The organism is Streptomyces sp. NPDC002467 (assembly GCF_042889825.1).
GTDB lineage: Bacteria > Actinomycetota > Actinomycetes > Streptomycetales > Streptomycetaceae > Streptomyces.
Genome location: NZ_JBIARJ010000020.1, coordinates 1 through 17,127, shown reverse-complemented (window position 1 = coordinate 17,127; position 17,127 = coordinate 1). Strand labels below are relative to the sequence as shown.

The following is a 17,127-nucleotide window of genomic DNA, read 5'->3' as shown; positions in this document are numbered from 1 at the left end:
ACCCATGGGGACGACGGAAAGCCTGAAAGACATCATGGATGACCTGTCGCCTGAAGCCAGGAAGCTCGTGGCGAAGGTGTGGCAGCTTGAGCGTGAGCATCTGCACGTGAAGAATCCGACCCTGCTCACCGACGAGATCGTCCGCGCCGCCAAGGAGCTGGCCAAATGAAACTGCTCAAGCTCACCCTGGACAACTTCCGAGTCTTCTACGGAACCCAGCAGCTTGATCTTGAGGTCACCGCGGACAAGCCGGCCATCCTCATCTTCGGCATGAACGGCGCGGGCAAGACCACCCTGCTGAACGCCTTTACGTGGGCGTTGTACGGCTCCTTCTCCGACGACGTAGAGCACAAGGAGCGGGTCATCAACGATCAGGCCTGGACGCAGACGGCGTTCGGTGGCATGGTCAGTGCCTCGGTCAAGGTCGAATTCGAGCACGAGGGATTGCTGTTCACGGTACTGCGGACAGTCACGACGACCAAGAACAGCGAAGAACAGGTCGAGCTCGCCCCCAAGCTCATCGTCACCGAATCCGAGCACGGGGTGAGCACTACCGTCACCAACGGCCAGGACCGCATACAGAAGATCCTTCCCGAAGGGCTGCGGCAGTTTTTCTTCTTCAACGGTGAGCGCATGGAACGCATGTTCACTGGAGACCGCACCGACGAGGTCAAGCAGGCGATCAAGACCCTGATGGGACTGGAAGAGATCGAGCGGGCCATCGCCACCCACCTGCCGGGCGCCTCCCGAAAGCTGCGCAAGCAGATCTCCAGCAACGGTGACGGGCGCCTGCAGGCGCTGATGGCCGAGCAGGAAGAACTGGAACAGCGAAAGCTCGACGTCCACAAGCAGCTGCTGCAACTCTCGGAGACCGCAGGTGGCTATGAACGGGAAGTCGAGGCGGCCAATCAGGCCCTCTTGGCCAACGGTAAAGCGGCACCGCTGCAGCGTCAGCGCGCCAAGCTGCAATCCCGCCTCAAGGAGCTGCTGGAAAAGCGCGCCGAACGCCATGAGAAGAAGCGGGACTTGCTTGCACGCAGAGGCTTCCTTGCCTTCACCGGCGGCATCGATACCAAGGTCCTGGATCTCGCCGAAGGCATGCGTAAGCGCCGGGAGCTGCCCGCGGGTATCCAGCGCGACTACATCGACGGTCTCCTCGAAGACGGCTTGTGTATGTGCGGACGTGACCTGCCCGAGGGGTCCGAGGCACGACTTGCCCTAGAAGAGCGCCGCTACAACGCCGGACTTGCTGATGTTGAGACCCGATGGATGTACCTGCGCGGCAAGGCGGCCGACCTGACACTGGCGCGGGCCGATTTGCTGGCGAATCTGCGGGAGTGCGTCGCCGACATTGAAGAGATCGAGTCCTCGATCCGGCAGATCGATGCTGAGGACAGCGAGATCGACCGTGAGTTGAAGGGCGTCGATACTGTAGATGTCCAGCGCCTGGAGGAACGACGCAAGGAGTTCGACCGCAAGCGCCTGGATGCCCTGCAGCAGCACCGGGAGGCACAGTCCCAGGTAACCGAGCTGGAAGAACGGATCGACAAGGTCAAGCGCCAGTTTCACTCCGCGCGGGTGCAGGACGAGGAGTCCAAGCGGATCCAGCGGCAGGTCGCCCTGGTTGATGAGGTTCTTACTGCCTTCCAGCGGATTTTGGCGGTGAAGACCGAAGAGGTGCGCCAGCAGCTCGACCAGAAGGTCAAGGGCGTCTTCGGGCGGATCTGCATCAAGCCCTTCACTCCCCACCTCACCCCCGAGTTCGCACTGGAACTGCTCAACCACTCCGCCGGCGTTGCCGCCGCCCGCAGCACCGGAGAGAACCAGATCCTGGGCCTGTCGTTCGTGGGCGCCGTCTCGGAGCTGGCCAAGGAAACCCACGACCGCAAGCAGAAGGCACCCGACGCCGTCCTGGGCGGCGGGGGAGTGTATCCGGTGGTCATGGACGCCCCGTTCGGAAACCTGGACGTCTCCTATCAAAACGACATCGCCGAGTCCCTGCCCAAACTCACCTCGCAGATCGTCACCCTGCTGTCGAAGTCACAGTCCCGCGGCATGGTGCTGGACCACCTCGGCACAGCCGCAACCCGCATGTATGTGCTGCGCTCCTATATCACCAACACCGACGCAGACGAGGACACCATCACCATCGACGGCCACGCCTACCCCTATGTGTCCCACGGCGACTTCAACCGCACCGTCCTGGAAGAGGTGACCCTCTGATGGCCGTCGAGATCCGCTTTCGCCGTCCTGCCGAACACGAGCAGCTGCTGTCTCTCCTCACCGGCAAGGACGGCCCCTTCCGCACCAACTACGAAGCACTGCTGTTCGCTGCCTCCCTGGGGCACCGAAAGGAACGCCGCGTCTCGTTCGAGAAATCCGGGGAGATGATCCGCTACGCCCTGATCGAAAACCGCGAGTACGGAGACGTGCTCATCGACCTGATTGCCGCAGCGGAGCTTCCCGAGGACGCGAAGATCCTCGCCGACGAGCGGATCGCCGAACGGCTGAGGATCTTCGAAGATTACGCCAACGGCGGCCTGCACTACCTCCAGGCGGAGATCAATACTCGGGGCAGCAGAGACCTCGTCGCCATCGTCAGCTCGCTCGTGCTGGATGCGCTCACCCCCACCGCGGACACCACCGACGACCCCGTTAAGGACATGCTGGACGCCTTGGAGTGGTAGCACCGAGCATCTGAGCCACGCTGTCGGACGCCGCATCCTCTGCGCCTGACAACCTTTCAACTGCGTTGACTCGCACCGTGCCAGCACGGTGCGAGTCAACGTGACCCAGCGGGTGCACGTCACCGTTGTCGACACCATCAAACGTACGAGAAGCGGAACCTCACGTGACTGGTCTGACCGAACCCAAGCCGCCATGGTGCCACGTCCTCTCCGACCTGCTGCCGTCTCTGCGCTTCGGTGACCCGCACCAGCTGGGGCTTGCGCTGAACGATGCCCGCCTGCCCGACACCTGGTGGAACGACACCCCGCTAAGCGATGCCATTGCCACCACCGGCGCTGCAGAGATTGCCCAGCGCGCCGCCCACACACTTACCGCCCACTGGCCGCACTTGACACTCGCCACGGCATTGCCACAACTGTGCTTTTGCCCAGAAGGCCAGCACGCCGACCTTCACACCACCATCGGCCATGCCGCCAGCGCCGACGAAGAGGCCCTTACCCCGCTCGTCCTTGCCCTGCTGCGTCCTTTCTTTACTGGCGGACGCGACCTGGCGCAGCCTGTCACCACCGCACCGGACACCGCAGCCATGGATGAGCACGACAGGGACGTTGCCGTGCTCACCACCCTGCTGACACGCCTGCTCCTTGCCGACGCGCCCCCCGCCATCCGCGCTGCCGCAGACACGCTGCGGACATGGGCTCAGCATCCCGGACACGACAGCGACACCGATGCTGCCAGCCCAGCACCTTCGCCGGCTGTCGCGGACACTGCGATGCCCACCGCGGTGTCCGCCCTGACCGCACATCCGCTCGCTACACTCGACCTGCTTGTTGGCACTTGGAACGAACGGCAGCTTGCCATCGCGGCAGGACGCATCTTCGCCCAGAGCCGAACCTCACTGGAGAGCCTTGGCGAGCAGTTCGGAGTCAGCCGCGAACGAGTCCGGCAGATCCAGGTTGAGCTTGAGAAGAATTTCCATCAGTGGCTCCACAGCGACGACGGCCAACCCCTCCTCGACCACCTCCTGGCTGTCCAGGAACACCTCGGGCCGGTAGCAATCGAAGAGACCTTGCGCGCCATACACCCCGCGCACGAGCAGTCCGTTGCTGCTCTTGACCTTCCCCTGTGGCAAGTCATCGCCGCCCTGCTGCCTGAGCGCACTTGGACCAGCGGCTGGCTGGTCCAAGGCGATCTCGATCAGCGCCTGGAACAAACGCGTACCGAGCTCGCGGAACGCTGCACCAGCTCGGCGCCTACGTGGTCCGACGTCGTGGAACTGCTGGCACAACAAGGCATCCGCGACACCGACGCCGATGCCTGGCTGCAGGCAGTCAAGGGCTTTCGCGTCGTCGAAGGACATCTGCTGCCCTGGGGGCGCTCGATCAGCGACCGCGCCGAAGCCGTGCTGACTCTGGTGGGCCATCCCCTGTCGATGGAAGAGCTCTACAGCCGCCTGGACGACACCACCGCCCTGGCCAGCCTGCGCAACCAGATTCAAAGCGACGACCGCTTCCTGCGACGTGCCCGCGACCTGTATGGCCTGCGCCGATGGGGCGGTACCGCATATCTCGGCATCCGCGAGATGATCAACAGGGAACTAGCGAACACCGGCGGCCAGGCCCCCATCGAGGACATCGTCACCACACTCTGCTCGCAGTTTGACGTGTCGGAGAAGTCCGTCCGCGCCTACCTTGCCGCCCCGGAATACGACCGCTTCCAGCGAGGCTGGGTTCGCCTGGCCACCCCTGAGGACCCCGCACTCGCCGACTACCAGCCGCGCCGCGAGGTGGCACAGACCCGGCGCTGCTTCCAGACCGGCCAGGGCACCTGGTGGTACCGACTCGACGTCAACGGCGAACACCTACGCGGCTCCGGCTTCACCATTCCCACCGGCTTCGCCGCTCACCTGGGCCTCGTCCCCGGCGGCCGACTGGAACTGTCCCACGCGGTCGGCACCACGCACCTCGTCTGGCGCAACCAGCCTGCCTGCGGTTCCTTGCGCACCCTGCTCGAACGCATCGAAGCAGCAGAAGGAGACCACGTATTTCTAGCGGTCAAGGGCGGTCACCTCAAAGCGCTGCGCCTGGCCGAGACGGACGAACACGACCTCACCGGTACCCAGCGCGCCTTGCGGCTCATGGCCTTGTCGGGTCAGATCCTGGAAAGGGACATGCCAGCCGTGCTGGGCCAGCGCGTCGGTCTCAACGACGCCACAACCATGGACGACGTCCTCACCCACCTGCGTGCACGCGGGGACAGAGACATCCTCGAACTGCTCAGCCCCCAGTACCCCGCCGCCCTCGACGACGCCCCGGCAGCGCCCGATCCGGCCGATACTTCCACGCCGGAACCCGCCCGCACTCTCGAGCCCGCACCTGCACCCGAGACAGCCCCGGTGCCTGATGAGCAGTCCACCAATGAACCGGCTGCGGAAACCCACCAGCTTCCGGGGCCGCGCGATCCTGCCTGGGACGCGGAGATCATCCCCCTGCTCGACCCGGACAGCGAAGCTGACCTGATCGACATCGCCCACGCCGTTGCCGCCCGTGGCAAGGCAGCGCCCGTCTTTGGTTATGAACTCGGCGACGGTGGATGGCCAGCAGACTTTGCCTGGGACCAGGACCCGGGCATGGTCGCCATTGTTTCCTGCGTATCCCGCGCCGTCCTGGAAGCCGAGCGCCGCGACAGGGCCTACCAAGTAGCCGGCTGGACCATTCGCGATGCCACCGACTGGCTTACCCATCTCGACGAACTCCTCGCCCGGCTTCCCGACGCGCCTGCCGGCAGCTGGAACGACCCCGCCAACCGGACAGATCCCTCCCAACAAGCGGAAGACAACCTGTGATGACCGTCCGTCTCAGCCTCTACCAGAAGGCCGAGCACGAGCTGTACAAGCTCGACCGCTCGGTGAAGGCCAAGTTCTACGACTTCTCCCACCGCTTCCGGGAGAACCCGCACAGCAATGGCCTCCAACTCAAGGCCCTCAAGGGCGACTCGCAGATCTTCTCGGCACGGATCGATGATTCCTACCGGGCCCTCCTCACCCGCACCGGAACAGACAAGCACGGCGACGAGAACTGGCTGATCATCGCGGTCCGGCACCGCCGGGACGTCTACGAACAACTCTCCGTCGCCATCAACCGGGTCTCCGGAGAGATCGAGTTCGTCGACCTCTCAGTCGTTGGTGAAAACGCCCTGCGCCGCGCCGGTATCCAACTCGTCCCTGCCGAACCGGACACCGCCGGCGCACAAGCAACACCGCCCGCACAGCCCGCGGCTTCCATCCGTGACGAAGCACCGGCCCTTGCCGCCCCCGCGCTCCTGGCCGCCCACTCCTCGAAACTGCTGAGGGAACTCGGCGTCGCCGAATCCCTCATCGACGTCGCGCTCACCCTCACCGACACCGCAGACCTCGACCGCCTGGTTGCCGGAGCACCCCTGCTGTCCCAGGACATCCTCTATGGCCTGGCTGCAGGGATGAGCCCAGACGAGGTACGCGCCGAGATCACCGATGCGGTCGCTTCACCGGAACACATCGACCTTGCCGACTTCGGCGCCGCCCTCGCCCGCACCACCGTCACCACCGTCGACGACGCTATGCAGAAAGTCCTGGAAGCGGGGGACTTCCAGGCATGGAAGGTCTTCCTCCACCCCACCCAGGCGCGCCTGGTCAACCACGACTACAGCGGCCCCGCCAGGGTCTCCGGCGGCCCCGGCACAGGTAAGACCATCGTCGCCCTGCACCGCATCCACCACCTCCTGCGGCAGCTCAAGCCCGGCCGGGACAAGCCCATCCTGCTGACCACCTTCACCAAGAACCTTGCCGCAGACCTGCACGCTCGCCTCAGCGACCTGATCGGCGATCCCGCACTGTTGGCCCGTGTCGAGATCACCCACATCGACGAGCTCGCCTACAAGGTCATCACCGAGAACGCACTCAGCGGCCCCATCAAGCGCCGTATCGACGACCGCACGGCCCTCAACGAGCTGCGCACTGCCCTCAAAGAGCTCGGGCAGGAGGGTTCCTTCGAGCCTGAGTTCCTTCTGGAGGAGTGGGAACATGTCATTTTCGGTCAGTCCGTCGCCACTCGCGCCGCCTACTTCCAGACCCGCCGAGCCAGCCGCGGGCACCCGCTCACCCGTCCGGAACGCGCCGCGATCTGGACCATCCTCGACCACTTCACCACCATCCTCGACAGCAAAGGCATCGAGACCTGGGGCCAAGCCGCCGAGCGCGCAGCCCGCTACGAGATGGAACGTGCCGCCCGCATCCAAGCCCGCCAGACATACAAGGAACAGGTCGGCGGCCGCGACCTCATCCACCGTGACGCTGAGGCATCCCTGCACGACCTCAGACACCGCTACCGGCACGTCGTCGTCGATGAGGCGCAAGACCTGCGCGCTGCACACTGGAAGATGCTCAGAGCGATGGTCGCCCCTGGTGACAACGACATGTTCATCGCTGGCGACACCCACCAGCGCGTCCACGACAATCATGTCTCGCTCAGCTCGCTAGGCATCAACGTCCGCGGCCGTTCCGCCCGCCTTACCCTGAGCTATCGCACCACCAAAGAGATCCTCGCCCAAGCCCTGTCAATGATGTCCGGCGAGAGCTACGACGACCTCGACGAGGGCACCGACACCCTCACGGGCTACCGCTCCGTGCTCCACGGCCCCGTCCCCGACCTGCACGGCTACACCACCTGGGAGGACGAACTCGACGGCCTCGCAACCACGTTGCGTAACTGGGGCGACGAACTCGCCGCTCACGGCAACGGCACCAGACGTGACACCCGCGGCCTGATCGCCGTAGCCGTTCCCGACCGCGACAAGGTCAGCCAGGTTATCTACCACCTCGCCACCAAAGCTGGCCTCGGCTACGCCCAGCTGACCTCCGACGGCCCCCGCGGCGCTGGCACCATCCACGTCGGCACCATGCCCCGCTTCAAGGGACTGGAGTATCAGCGCCTGGTCATCGTCGGCGCCAACGACCGCCTTGTGCCGAGGATGGAGGCCATCGAGCGCTACAGCACCGAAGACCCCGCACGGTACCGGCGAGAGCTGCGCAAGGCCCGCTCGATGCTCTTCGTCGCCGCGACCCGGGCACGAGACGCCCTGGCCATTACCTGGCACGGTGCTCCGAGTCCGTTCCTGGCCAGCTCCACAGCTGACCTGCAGCAAGGGCAGACGAAGTAGCTCTTTCTTGGCGAATAAGTCCGTTTGGAGGGATGAGGGCGTGGTGAAGTTGAAATTGATCAATGAGGTTGCCCCATCTGCGGCGATCACAGGTCATCGAGTGACTTCGCGCATCGGATGCGCACGGGAACCATGCTGGCACCTCGCCCGTTGATCCACGAGGAACGGTGTCCTTCATGGCGCCGGAGCGACTGAGCACCCTGCGCGAGGTGGGTCCAGCGGCCGATGTGTTCGTACTGGGCGCGGTCCTTGCCTACGCCGCGACAGGGCGTGGGCCGTTCGATGGACACACCGGCACGCCACCCATTGCGATCGCGGTGAAGATCGCACAGGACGCCCCCGACCTCGCAGAGGTGATCACTGAAAGGTCGGCGTCGCTGGCGGCGGTGAGTGACTTGTGGCCCTTGCGGTCGCATTGCGCAATCTTGGCAGCCCTCGCCGTGAAGTGATGAAGGCGTGCTGCTCGCGTGGTCACCCCGATTTTTTTCGGAAGTCGTCACGCTGATGAGCTCGCCCCGCTTGGTGGGGGCATCCAGGCCGTCGAGTGGTGTAGCCGTGCGTCGATAGGCCGCGCGTAGCGCCCATGACGCACGTAGTACACATGGATCTTGAGTCCGTTTTGCACCGCATGTGTCTCTGACCTGCAGCTTTCCTTAACCTGTTTTGGCTTTACCCCTTCCCGTTTTGGCTTTACCCCTTCCCGATGACGCACCACGTGGAGTGCGTGGCGATCCTGGAGCCGGCGCGGGACGACGCCTGACCTGCGGTTTTCGGCTTGGGATCCTGCTGTGACCTTTTCCGGAGGGACAGGTCGCAGCAGGCCTGCCTGAACTGCCGCTTCGGTGGACTGCCGCCTGCTAAGTGATCGGGAGCGCCGTCATGCGGGTCGGTTCGCGGATGTACAGGGAGTCGGCCGTGGGGTTGGTGGTGAGGGTGAGAGCCTGGGCCTCGTAGCGCCAAGCCGTGCGGTGGGTGCGGGTGTCGATGGCTCGGACGCCCTGGGTGTCCGCGGCGTAGACGTGGGTGGTGGTGGCCACCAGGGCCGTTTCGCGGTTCGGGACGGTGCCCTGGGGTGGGGTTTCGCGCCAGCGTTCGGTGCCGGTGCGGGCGTCGAGGGCGATGATGCCGAGGCTGCCCTCGACGGCGAGGACGACACCGTCGCGGACCGTCGGGAGGCCGTAGCGGCGCTGCTTGTCCGGTACCTGGCCCACGTCGCGGCCCGCGCCGAAGGTCCAAGCGGGCTTGCCGTCCTTGAGGCGCAGGGCCTGGAGTTCGGCCGCGCCGATGTACACGTGGTCGTCGTCCGTCGCCGGCTGGTCCGGGGTGGCGCCCGGAGCGGTCACCGTCGTGGTCCAGCGTTCGGCGCCGGTGGCCGCGTCGTGGAGGGAGAGGCGTACGTCGTCGCCGCCTTCGAGGCGCTGCCACAGGAGCACCCCGTCGCGCACGGGCCGCAGGCGGATGACGGCCGGCCGTCTCACTTTGACATGGTTGGTGGTGGGGGCCGGCGGCTTGGGGGCCGTGGACGGCTGCCGCCAGAGTTCCTTGCCGGACTTCACGCTCGCGGCGACCACGGACCACTGTGCCCCGTTCGCCGCCTTGGCGTGGAGGTACACCGTGTCGCCGTCCACGCACAGGATCTGGGTGAGCACCTGCGTGCCGTCGTACGCGGGCAGGCTCATGAACGGGGGGAAGACCTCCTTGCCCACCTCGATGTTCTCCTGGGGCAGGACGCAGAGGGTGACGGCCTTGTCGAGGGCGTCCTCGTCCCCGAGTCCGTACAAGGTCTTGGCGTCGGTGCCGATCCGCCAGCGGTCTTCGTACCCCTTGTAGTAGAGCGGCAGTTGCTGGCCGGTGGTGGGGCTGATCAACCGGATCGCGGTCTCCTCGGCGACCGCCAGGGAGCCGTTGACCCACAGCGGCTCGGACATGACCAGGGGAGCCTTCAGTCCGGACCACCACGAGGCCTTGGGCGCCGGAGCCAGTTCGGGGCCCGTCTTCGCGGGCTTCTTCCGCGGCTGGCTCGCCCGCCAGGCCCACCAGCCGCCGCCCGCCGTCAGGACGGTTCCCGCGACCACCGCCGCGCCGCTCAGCCGCAGCATGCGGCGTCGCGAGAGGTCCGGTTCCGCGGGGGGCACGGTGTCCGGTGCGGTGGCGGGGGCCGGGAGTCGGGGCGGCGGGTCCTGCCAGACGGCCGCCGCGCGCCGGGCGATGTCCGCGAGCACCGGCTGCGGCAGTGCGTCCGCGAACACGGCGGGGCCCGGGCCGAGCAGCTGCGCCAGTTCGGCGGTGCCCGGCCGCAGCTCCGGGTCCTTGGCGAGGCAGCGGGTGAGGAGCGGTACCAGGCCCGCCGGTACCCCGGTGAGATCGGGTTCGGCGTACCGGACCCGGTAGAGCAGGTCGGCGGCCTGGCCGCCACCGAAGGGGCCGTGCCCGCAGGCCGCGAAGACCAGGACGCCCGCGAGGGCGAACACGTCGCCGGCCGGCGTGTGTTCGAGTCCGCCCGCCTGCTCGGGAGACATGTAGGCGGGGGTGCCGGCGGCGGCGCCGGTGCTGGTCAGCCGCTGGTCGCCGAGGGCGCGCGCGATGCCGAAGTCGATGACCTTGGGCCCGGTGGCGGTGACCATGATGTTGGAGGGTTTCAGGTCGCGGTGCACCACGTCCGAGCGGTGCAACTGGCCCAGTGCGTGGGCGAGGTCGGCGCCCAGTGCCCGGACCAGGGCCTCGGGCAGGGGGCCGCCGAGACGGACCGCCTCGTCGAGCTGGGGGCCGATGACGTACTCGGTGGCCAGCCATGGCGTCGGCGCGAGCGGGTCGGCGGCGAACACGCGGGCCCCGTACCGGTCGCCGATGACCCGGGCCGCGTCCGACTCCAGCCGGAACCGGGTGCGGAACGTGGTGTCGGCGGCGATCCGGGCGTGCACGGTCTTCAGCGCGACGGTACGGCCGCCCGCGGCGCGGGCCAGGTAGACCGTGCCCATGCCGCCGCTGCCGAGCCGGGCCAGCAGCCGGTAGTCGCCGAGCTGCCCCGGGTCGTCGTGCGTGAGCGGGGCGAGCGGGGCGGGAAGGGGAGGCATCGGGGTCAGTGCACTTTCTGGGGCGACGGCGTCGTGAACGGCTCCCATGTGGCGGGGAGGTCGGCTGCGAGCAGCCATGCGGACTGGGCGGCGAGCGCGGCGACCACCCGCCCCGGCATCGGAGCGGGAGGAGAGGGGGCGGGGGTGGGCGCGGGGGAGGACGGCAGGCGAGGATCGGGTACCCGCGCCGGCGCGTTCAGCAGGGACAGCAGCTCGGCGGCGGACCGGGGCCGGTCGGCGGGGTCGCGCGCCAGGCACCGGCCCACCACCTCACGCAGCCCGGCTGGCAGTTCGCTCCGTTCGGGCACGGTGTGGCCGGTCGACGCGAAGGCCAGTACGGACCCCAGCGCGAAGACGTCGCCGAGAGGCCCGGGAGCCGCCGCCCCCGAGGCTTCCTCGGGGGCCAGGCAGCCCGGGTCGAGCCCCGGCAGCCCGGCGCGCGCCACCCCGGCGGGAGCCGCGGCGCGCACGGCACCGAAGCAGGACAGCAGCGGCCCTCCGGGGGTGACCAGCACGGCGGCCGGTGACAGACCGCCGTGCACCACCCCCTGGGCGTGCGCGGCCGTGAGCGTCTGGGCGAGGACGGCGCCGAGGCCGCGCACGACGTCCTCGGGCAGCGGACCGCCGTAGGCGGCGAGCACCGTCGGCAGCGGCAGCATCGGCGTGTAGGGGGCCGTGTACCAGGGGAATCCGGCCGTGCCGCCGACCTCGGTGACGGTGAGGAGCCCCGGCAGGGCCAACCGCCGGGCGCCCTCGGCCTCCAGAGCCCACCGGGAGGGGTCGGCGCCGACCCGGGGGCAACCGACGAGGACGGTGCGTTCCCCGTCGGCGCTGCGCGCGAGGTACCGGCGGTCGGGCACGGTGCGCTCGGCGGATTCGGCATCGAGCCGCGCCAGGGTCGTGAACGGCCCGATCAGCGGGGGGTCGTCCTGCCGTAGGCGGTCCATGCGCGCTGTCTCCCGGTTCGGTCGGTCTGCCCGAGCCTAGGCGATGTTCAGTTCACCACCGGCAGGGCGGTCAGGTTCCGGCTGTTTATGGTGAAGAGGCGGTTGCCCGCGCCGGCCATGGCCCAGAGGCCGCGCGAGTCGGGGGACCAGGTCCAGAGCCGCCGGCCGCCGCCGTCGATGTCGAATGCGGAGACGCCCCGCCCCTCCCCTTCGACGGCGAAGAGCGTGCGGGCCTGCACGACGGGTGGGACGTACGGAAGCGGACCGTTGAGCGCGCTGCCGAGGGGGACCGTCCGTCCGGTGGCGAGCGGCGCCCGCGTCAGCTGTGTACCGTCCAGGGCCCACAGGCTGTCGCCGGAGCGTGCCGGCGGGCGCCAGCCCGCGGTGTTGTCCGTGCGGAGTCCCTGCGCGTCGACGGGGTCCCACAGCTCCTTGCCCGTCTTGAGGCTGACGCCCTTGAGCCTGCGGCCGCCGAGGTACACCGCGTCGTCCACGATGAGCGGCTGCGTGGCGTAGCGCGCCTGGGAGGTGATCTCCCAGGCCGGGGCGCCGGTGGTGGTGTCGAAGGCGAGGACGTTGCCGTCGTCGCCGACGAGCACGAGCCGGCCCGCGCCGGCCGCGGCGTACGGGCCGGGGGTCTTGACCGCGGGCTGCGGTAGCGCCACGGTCCACCGGACCGTGTGGGCGGCGGTGTCCACGGCGCGCAGCCGTCCGTCCCGGGTCACCAGGTACACGGCCGTCGCGTCCGCGGCCAGGACTCGGCTGGTGTCGGCGTCGGCGACCGTCCACAGCCGCTTGCTGGTGGAGGCCTCGTGGCAGAGCAGGCCGCCATTGGGGCCGCCGGTGACGAACCGGTGCCCGGGCAGGGCGACGAGACCGGCCGCGGGATTGGTGGCGGGCAGTCGCCACTTCTCCGTGCCGTCGGTCGTCAGTCGGGCTGCCAGCCCGCCCTCCTTGGCGGCGAAGACCACCACGTCGAGCAGGGGGAGCGGGGCCGTCAGCATGTCGGTCGCCAACTCGTTCGCCTCCCGTGCGGCCACGGGCAGCGGTCCCCAGAGCGGCTTCGGGGGCTCGCCGGACTTGGCGGAGAGCCGGGACAGCGGCTTCGCGTCGGTGGCCTTCCCCGCCGGGGGGAGCCCGTCGCCATCCCGCATCAGCCACCAGGCGCCGGTGGCCCCGCCGGTGGTGGCGAGCGCCCCGGCGGCGGCCAGGGAGAGACGCAGGACCCGGCGGCGGGAAGGGGCGGCCGCCGGGCCCTCACCGATGACGGTGGCGGCCTGTCGCTCGGCGTCGCCGGCGCGGCGGGCGATGTCCTTGGCCAGTGGGCCCGTGCGCCAGATCCGGTCGGCGCCCGGAGGCGGGGCGAAGGCGCCCGTGATCTGCTCGGGGGTCGGGCGGTGCGCCGGGTCCTTGGTGAGGCAGGGGGCGATCAGGTGGCGCAGCTCGGCGGGGACGTCGTCGAGTCGGGGCTCCCCGTGGACCACCTCGTACTGGACCGCCGCCACGTGCGTCCCGTCGAAGGTGCGCCGGCCGGTCGCCGCGTAGGCCAGTACCGCGCCGAGGGAGAACACGTCCGCGGCCGGCCCGACCCGCTGCCCGAGCACCTGCTCGGGCGCCCCGTAGCCGGGGGTGACCGGCACCTGGCCGGTGGTGGTGAGCGTCATCCCGTGCTCGGGGCGGGCGATGCCGAAGTCGATGACGCGCGGGCCCGTGGAGGTGAGCACGATGTTCGGCGGCTTCAGGTCGCGGTGCACCAAACCCGCCGCGTGGATGTCGCGCAGGGTCGCCGCGAGCGAGGCGGCGAGCGCGCGGACGGCATCGGGATCGAAGGGACCGTACGCGCGGACGGCGTCGTCGAGGGTGGGCCCGGACAGGAACTCGGTGGCGATCCAGGGCCGGCTGTCCTCGCTCTCGGCGGCGAGGACACGGGCCACGCCGCCGCTGGTCACCGCCTGCGCGGTGTGCGCCTCGCGCAGGAAGCGCTGGGCGAGGTGCGCGTCATGGGCGAGTTCGGGCAGCAGTACCTTCACGGCGGCGGTTCTGCCGTCGTTGTCCCGGCCGAAGTACACCTTGCCCATGCCGCCCGCGCCGAGGACGCCGAGGACACGGTACGGGCCGAGTCGGACGGGATCGCCGACGCCGAGGGGTTCCATGGTGTGTGCTGCTTCCTGTCGTGTCGTGTCGATGCGTGTCCGTCGTCCGCGTCAGCGTTCGATGGGCAGGCCCGTCGGTTCCTTGATGCGCTTCATGATGATCTGCGAGTTGACCTCGGTGACGCCGGAGAGGGCCGTCAGCTTCTCGATCCAGAGGCGTTCGTACGCCCGCAGGTCCGAGACGGCGATCCGCAGGAGGCAGCCGGGGCTGCCGAAGAGGCGGTAGGCCTCGATGACGTCCGGGATGTCCTGGAGCGCGGCCTCGAAGGACTCGACGGCCTCGCGGTCACGGCGCACCTCGACCGAGACGAGCACCTCGAAGCCACGGCCCACCGCCTCGGGGGAGATCACGGCGCGGTAGCCCTGGATCACCCCGTCCTGTTCGAGCTGGCGCACACGGCGCATGCAGGGGGAGGGAGTGAGGCCCACGCGCTGGGCGAGCTCCTGGTTGCTGAGCCGTCCGTCCGCCTGGAGCTCACGCAAGATATCTCGGTCGATGGCGTCCATGACGCAATTATCCCCCACTGAATGTTACAGAGGCGCCTGAAGTAGCAATCACATTGCGCGTAGATCGCTCTATCATTGCTGCTTTAGGTACATATGTGCGGGCTTTTTCGGGGTTCGTTCGGGGTTAGAGGGAAGGGCGGCCAACGGCCATGGGACGGATCGTCGTCATCAGCACCGGCGGGACGATAGCCAGCCGCTGGCAAGGTTCCGGCTTCGCGGCGGACGCGGACGGGAACGAGGTCATCGCCACCGCCCCGATGCCCGAAGGGGTCACCGTCGAGGTCGTGGACCTGTTCAGCGTGAACAGCCCCCGGCTCACCACCGCCCACCAGCTGACCCTCTTGCGCACCGTGCACGAGGTGCTCGCGGACCCCGGCGTCGACGGCATCGTCGTCACGCACGGCACCGACACCCTGGAGGAGTCGGCGTTCCTGGTCGACCTCCACCACCACGACGCGCGCTCCGTCGTCTTCACCGGCTCTCAGCGCCCCATGGGCACCGCGGACGGGGACGGGCCGGAGAACCTCTACGACGCCCTCCTCACCGCCGCCAACACGCGCGGGCTCGGCGTACTGATCTCCTTCGCGGGACGGGTGCACGCCGCACGGGGCACGGTGAAGACCCAGGCGGTGGCGCTGGACGCGTTCGCGGACCCGTCGAAGGAACTGCTCGGGAAGATCGGCTTCGGCAAGGTCACCATCCTGCGCACGCCGCAGCGGCCGGAAGCCCTCCCGCTGCCGGCGATGCCGGAACTCCCGCCGCGCGTCGACGTGGTGGTGCACCACGCCGACGGGGACCCGGTGCTCTTCAACGCCGCCATCGCGGCCGGGGCGCGCGGTGTCGTCCTGGTCGGCACCGGCGCCGGCAACGCGACGCCGGAGATCGTGGACGCGGTCAAGGCCGCCGTCGAGGGCGGGGTGCTGGTCGCGCTCACCACGCGGGTGATGGCCGGGCCGGTCACCGAGATCTACACGCACGGCGGCGCGGTGGACCTCGTCGCGGCCGGAGCCGTCCCGACGGGCACCCTGCGGGCGGGCCAGGCGCGGATCGCCGTGCTCTCCGCGCTGCTGGGAAGCGACGACACGGCGGAACGGACGGCCCTGCTGCGCCAGACGCTGTCCGCGCCCGGATCGGTCCTCGTCGAGGTCTGACGGCCGGAAGCCGCTGCTCAGGCGGGTTCCGGAGCCCTTGCGGGAGCTCTTACGGAACGTCTTCGGGAGCGTCTGCGAGGCGCCGCGGAAATGGATTGATCAACCGGAACGCGGCTGCCAGGATCCGGGCCATGCCCCTCTTCTCCGCGCACGACGGCACCGACCTCGCCTACCGCGAGGTCGGTGACGGCGCTCCGCTGATCTGCCTCCCCGGCGGGCCCATGATCGACTCCGCCTACCTCGACGAGCTGGGAGGGCTGTCAGCCCACCGGCGCCTGATCGTGCCGGACCTGCGCGGGACCGGCCGCTCCGCCATACCCCCGGACCCGGCCGGCTACCGGTGCGACCGGCTCGTCGACGACGTGGAGGCCCTGCGCGAGCACCTCGGCCTCGCACGCATCGACCTGCTCGCGCACTCGGCCGGCGCGAACCTCGCCGCCCTGTACGCCGCCCGCCACCCGCGGCGGATCGGCCGGATGGTCCTGATCACCCCGAGCGTCGCCGCCGTCGGCATCGAGGTCATCGCCGAGACGCGGCTGCGCACGGCCCGGCGCCACTCCCACCAGCCGTGGTTCGCCAAGGCATACGCCGCCCTCGAAGCCATCCTGGCCGGACAGCGCACCCCGGAGAACCGGCAGGCGATCGAGCCGTTGTCGCACGGCCGTTGGGACGCCGAGGCACAGGCCCGCAAGGAGGCCGAGGAAGCCTCGCGGAACCACGAGGCCGCCTCCGTCTACGGCTCCGAGGGAGCCTACGACCCGGCCGCCACCCGGGCCGCGCTCGCCGACTTCGACCGGCCCGTGATGCTGCTCGCGGGCAAGGTCGACACGGGCGCCCCGCCGGAGGCCGTGGCCGAGTACGCGGAGCTCTTCGAGGACTCCTGGCTGGTCGTCCAGCGCCGCGCCGGTCACTACCCGTGGCGCGACGACCCGAAGGCCTTCACCACCGAGCTGCTTCAGTTCATCGACTGACCGGACGCGAACGCCGCCAGGATCCGGTCCGCGGCCGAGGTCGGCGTGACGGTCCCCGCGCGTACCGACTCCTCCAGGGCCGGTGCGAGGCCGCGGACGGCCGGGTCGGCGCGGAGACGTTCGAGGAGTTCGTCGCGGACCATCGACCAGGTCCACTCCACCTGCTGCGCGGCCCGCTTCGCCGTCAGACGGCCGCCCGCGTCCAGGAGCGTGCGGTGTTGTTCGAGGCGGTTCCAGACTTCGTCGAGTCCGGTGGATTCGCGGGCGCTGCAGGTGAGGACGGGTGGGGTCCAGGCGGCGTCGGTGGGGTGCATCAGGCGCAGTGCGCCCGCGAGTTCGCGGGCTGCTGCTTTCGCGTCGCGTTCGTGGGGCCCGTCGGCCTTGTTGACGGCGAGGACGTCGGCCAGTTCGAGGACGCCCTTCTTGATGCCCTGGAGCTG

General features: G+C 69.1%; 12 protein-coding genes and 1 pseudogene. 8 read left to right on the top strand and 5 right to left on the bottom strand.

The annotated features are described in order from the left end of the window. Positions 1 to 4: 4 nt before the first annotated feature. From ACFYYJ_RS32710 to ACFYYJ_RS32685, 6 genes are all read left to right on the top strand, one after another. Positions 5 to 169, top strand: a complete 165-nt coding sequence (locus ACFYYJ_RS32710; protein WP_383455659.1) for a hypothetical protein — start codon at positions 5 to 7, stop codon at positions 167 to 169. Next, positions 166 to 2,223: an AAA family ATPase gene (locus tag ACFYYJ_RS32705; RefSeq protein ID WP_389137755.1), complete on the top strand. Its 2,058-nt coding sequence runs from the start codon at positions 166 to 168 to the stop codon at positions 2,221 to 2,223. The genes ACFYYJ_RS32710 and ACFYYJ_RS32705 overlap by 4 nt, the downstream gene beginning before the upstream one ends. Then, positions 2,223 to 2,687: a DNA phosphorothioation-associated protein 4 gene (locus tag ACFYYJ_RS32700; protein ID WP_389137753.1), complete on the top strand. Its 465-nt coding sequence runs from the start codon at positions 2,223 to 2,225 to the stop codon at positions 2,685 to 2,687. Before ACFYYJ_RS32705 ends, ACFYYJ_RS32700 begins: the two co-directional genes overlap by 1 nt. Positions 2,688 to 2,851: 164 nt before the next feature. Beyond that, on the top strand, positions 2,852 to 5,533 hold the full coding sequence (locus ACFYYJ_RS32695) for a hypothetical protein (RefSeq protein ID WP_389137751.1): 2,682 nt from the start codon (positions 2,852 to 2,854) through the stop codon (positions 5,531 to 5,533). Then, the gene (locus tag ACFYYJ_RS32690) at positions 5,533 to 7,884 is read left to right on the top strand and encodes a UvrD-helicase domain-containing protein (RefSeq protein ID WP_389137749.1); all 2,352 of its coding nucleotides are present in this window, start codon (positions 5,533 to 5,535) and stop codon (positions 7,882 to 7,884) included. The genes ACFYYJ_RS32695 and ACFYYJ_RS32690 overlap by 1 nt, the downstream gene beginning before the upstream one ends. Positions 7,885 to 8,051: 167 nt before the next feature. Further along, a complete protein-coding gene (locus tag ACFYYJ_RS32685; protein WP_389137747.1) occupies positions 8,052 to 8,333 on the top strand; it encodes a hypothetical protein in 282 nt (93 codons plus the stop codon). Between the two features lie 408 nt (positions 8,334 to 8,741). Here ACFYYJ_RS32685 and ACFYYJ_RS32680 read toward each other — a convergent pair whose 3' ends face one another. From ACFYYJ_RS32680 to ACFYYJ_RS32665, 4 genes are read right to left on the bottom strand one after another with little or no spacing between them, the layout of a single operon-like run. After that, positions 8,742 to 10,958, bottom strand: coding sequence for a PQQ-binding-like beta-propeller repeat protein (locus ACFYYJ_RS32680; RefSeq protein WP_389137745.1), 2,217 nt, complete (start codon positions 10,956 to 10,958; stop codon positions 8,742 to 8,744). 5 nt (positions 10,959 to 10,963) lie between these two features. Beyond that, positions 10,964 to 11,905, bottom strand: a complete 942-nt coding sequence (locus ACFYYJ_RS32675) for a serine/threonine protein kinase (protein ID WP_389137743.1) — start codon at positions 11,903 to 11,905, stop codon at positions 10,964 to 10,966. Between the two features lie 47 nt (positions 11,906 to 11,952). Further along, positions 11,953 to 14,058: a protein kinase gene (locus ACFYYJ_RS32670; protein ID WP_389137741.1), complete on the bottom strand. Its 2,106-nt coding sequence runs from the start codon at positions 14,056 to 14,058 to the stop codon at positions 11,953 to 11,955. Positions 14,059 to 14,109: 51 nt separating this feature from the next. Further along, complete coding sequence (locus ACFYYJ_RS32665) at positions 14,110 to 14,565, bottom strand: Lrp/AsnC family transcriptional regulator (protein WP_384578240.1); 456 nt, start codon at positions 14,563 to 14,565, stop codon at positions 14,110 to 14,112. A 149-nt stretch (positions 14,566 to 14,714) separates the two neighbouring features. Here ACFYYJ_RS32665 and ACFYYJ_RS32660 point away from each other — a divergent pair, with 149 nt between their 5' ends. Both ACFYYJ_RS32660 and ACFYYJ_RS32655 read left to right on the top strand, forming a co-directional pair. Next, a complete protein-coding gene (locus ACFYYJ_RS32660) occupies positions 14,715 to 15,716 on the top strand; it encodes an asparaginase (RefSeq protein WP_389137738.1) in 1,002 nt (333 codons plus the stop codon). A 131-nt stretch (positions 15,717 to 15,847) separates the two neighbouring features. Then, a complete protein-coding gene (locus ACFYYJ_RS32655; RefSeq protein WP_389137736.1) occupies positions 15,848 to 16,687 on the top strand; it encodes an alpha/beta fold hydrolase in 840 nt (279 codons plus the stop codon). Here ACFYYJ_RS32655 and ACFYYJ_RS32650 read toward each other — a convergent pair. Then, positions 16,672 to 17,127: pseudogene (locus tag ACFYYJ_RS32650) on the bottom strand (methylmalonyl Co-A mutase-associated GTPase MeaB); the annotation flags it as partial. The gene ACFYYJ_RS32655 and the pseudogene ACFYYJ_RS32650 sit on opposite strands and share 16 nt — an antisense overlap.

Bases quoted from the DNA above. Each gene is read 5' to 3' on its own strand.
- ACFYYJ_RS32710 (WP_383455659.1), top strand. From the start codon at position 5: ATGGGGACGACGGAAAGCCTGAAAGACATCATGGATGACCTGTCGCCT.
- ACFYYJ_RS32705 (WP_389137755.1), top strand. From the start codon at position 166: ATGAAACTGCTCAAGCTCACCCTGGACAACTTCCGAGTCTTCTACGGA.
- ACFYYJ_RS32700 (WP_389137753.1), top strand. From the start codon at position 2,223: ATGGCCGTCGAGATCCGCTTTCGCCGTCCTGCCGAACACGAGCAGCTG.
- ACFYYJ_RS32690 (WP_389137749.1), top strand. From the start codon at position 5,533: ATGACCGTCCGTCTCAGCCTCTACCAGAAGGCCGAGCACGAGCTGTAC.
- ACFYYJ_RS32680 (WP_389137745.1), bottom strand. From the start codon at position 10,958: ATGCCTCCCCTTCCCGCCCCGCTCGCCCCGCTCACGCACGACGACCCG.
- ACFYYJ_RS32675 (WP_389137743.1), bottom strand. From the start codon at position 11,905: ATGGACCGCCTACGGCAGGACGACCCCCCGCTGATCGGGCCGTTCACG.
- ACFYYJ_RS32670 (WP_389137741.1), bottom strand. From the start codon at position 14,058: ATGGAACCCCTCGGCGTCGGCGATCCCGTCCGACTCGGCCCGTACCGT.
- ACFYYJ_RS32665 (WP_384578240.1), bottom strand. From the start codon at position 14,565: ATGGACGCCATCGACCGAGATATCTTGCGTGAGCTCCAGGCGGACGGA.
- ACFYYJ_RS32660 (WP_389137738.1), top strand. From the start codon at position 14,715: ATGGGACGGATCGTCGTCATCAGCACCGGCGGGACGATAGCCAGCCGC.
- ACFYYJ_RS32655 (WP_389137736.1), top strand. From the start codon at position 15,848: ATGCCCCTCTTCTCCGCGCACGACGGCACCGACCTCGCCTACCGCGAG.